The sequence below is a fragment of the Campylobacter concisus genome (assembly GCF_003049085.1).
In the GTDB taxonomy this organism is placed as follows: domain Bacteria; phylum Campylobacterota; class Campylobacteria; order Campylobacterales; family Campylobacteraceae; genus Campylobacter_A; species Campylobacter_A concisus_H.
Map to the genome: position 1 here is coordinate 1 of NZ_PIQX01000017.1, position 2,028 is coordinate 2,028.

Here is a 2,028-nt window from a genome sequence, read left to right on the forward strand (position 1 = left end):
CTCTCACGCTCTATGGCTAAACGATAAAGGTTTTTCTAAGACACCTTTAACAACAGCTGTAACAAAAAGCATGATAAATAACAATAGAGAATTTGCAAAGCTAGATAAGAATTTGGGAGCGAATAGAGTCGAAGCATATTCTAGGTCGGTAGGTTTTGGTAAAAACCATATGTTTATAGTTGTTGATGGAAGTAATTATAAAGAAGGAATTACTATTGCTTCTCTTGGTGCTAAAGATTTTATATTTGGTGGTGATACTGAAATCGTAGTAAAAGATATAAACCATATTAGTAAAGAAGAAAAAGTTGCATACAAAGATAGAGATCATTACTTGAATAATGAATGGAAAGAAAAACAGGTGATTGAAATTCCAGGTAGTATGACAGAAAGAGAATTTGATGGGCGTGTTTTAGAAAATGCAAGAAACTATAACAAAATGTTTGAAAACAATAGATATCCAAATATTGTTTCAACAATCAGCGAATCTTTTTTTGGTGGCTACAATAACAATGAGGACTCTTTGTTAAGAAATTCAAATACATTTGTAGATGATGTAATAGAATTTAGTGGAGGATCTATTATGAATTTTAAAAACGCACCTTTGCAAAATAGTACAGAATTAAGAAATATAACAGAAGAATTAAATAAAATAGCCCCACATACAATAGATTTTGGTGTATTGATGCAGTAGGATAACAAGTGGACGTAATATCTATTTTTTTAATATCAAATTTAGTGCTTTATTTAATACTATATATAAGTAAGCGATTTATGCTAAATTTCATATATAAATTTCTGAGATTTTTATCTATTTTATGTATTTTTATAGGTTATGCCATACTTGTTTATTTTGCTTGCCATATTGTCTATTATCACAACAATTGGTCAGAAATAAGCACTGGAATACTAATGGCCAAGATAGTTGTTTTCTTTATGAATATGATCTGGCCAGCCATTATATTGATAGATTGGCAAAATAGTCCTAAGTACTTTTTTAGCTATTATCAACTATTTTTGAATATATTTCTGATAGTTACTGTTTTTTTGATGGGAGATAACGTTGGCTATTAATAATATTGGTCTAATTTGTGGATCTATCGCAAGTTTTATATTTTTGCTTTTTTGGTTTAAAGAGTCTAAAAATAGGGGACGAAAGTTTATTGCTAGGTATTTTTTCGTTTTTCTTGGTGCTATTTTTATTATCATGACAAATTTTTTAAACATTCCTCAATTTTTAGAATACGACCTAGGTGATAGAAATTTACTATATATCGCATTTGCTTGTTTATGTATTCAGCTCATAGTTGATATTTGCTATGCTATTTATTCCTTTTTTTGTAAAGTTAAACAAGTTGATTTATGAATATAAATAATATCTAATAAATTTGGTAATGGTGTTTTATAGGATATCTTAACGGGTAGTTTCGTATGAGTGGTTTTATTAGCAGAATAATTGACATTGGTTTTATGCCAAACGTTCCGTGGCTGTATTGGCTGGTATTTGACACTGTAGGATTACTATTTTTAAAGATGCTGATAGAGGATGTTATTTCAAGTTTAAATTGTCTAAAATTTAAGACAAGAGGCAATATCCAGTCTGTTTTATATATCTTGTTTGACCTAATGATTATATTTTTGATCACTTTTTTGTTTTATAGGCTATATTTTAGCGCCACTAGAGTAGAGGGCATTTTGTCTCTTATAGCAAATTTCTCACTCTTTCTTATTGTTGCGGTTTGCATTTATGCTATTGTTGGGGCAGTTAGGTATTTGGCAAAACCACAAAACAATGTTATAGAAGCCAAGCCTAAATTCTTTAGAATGTCTCGCTCAAAAAGACGTAAGGAAAATTTGAAAAAATAATGGATAAAGTTTGGAGTGAGCTAATTTTGCAGATTATTATGAAAAACTAAATTTAAAAGTAGGAAATAACCTAAGCTTAGAGAGCACTAGAGATATAAAAGATGCCAGCTCTAAAAGCAAGGGTATAAATTTAAGTGCAAGCTACTCCGGAGCAACTAATGCTAA

Annotated in this window: 2 protein-coding genes; both read left to right on the top strand. The window is 29.6% G+C overall.

Annotated features, from left to right (window positions below):
• The coding region (locus CVT13_RS10135; RefSeq protein ID WP_159071124.1) for a hypothetical protein at positions 1 to 691 on the top strand (691 nt) is incomplete at its 5' end.
• A gap of 737 nt (positions 692 to 1,428) precedes the next feature.
• Complete coding sequence (locus tag CVT13_RS10150; protein WP_107812478.1) at positions 1,429 to 1,863, top strand: hypothetical protein; 435 nt, start codon at positions 1,429 to 1,431, stop codon at positions 1,861 to 1,863.
• The last annotated feature ends 165 nt before the right edge of the window (positions 1,864 to 2,028 follow it).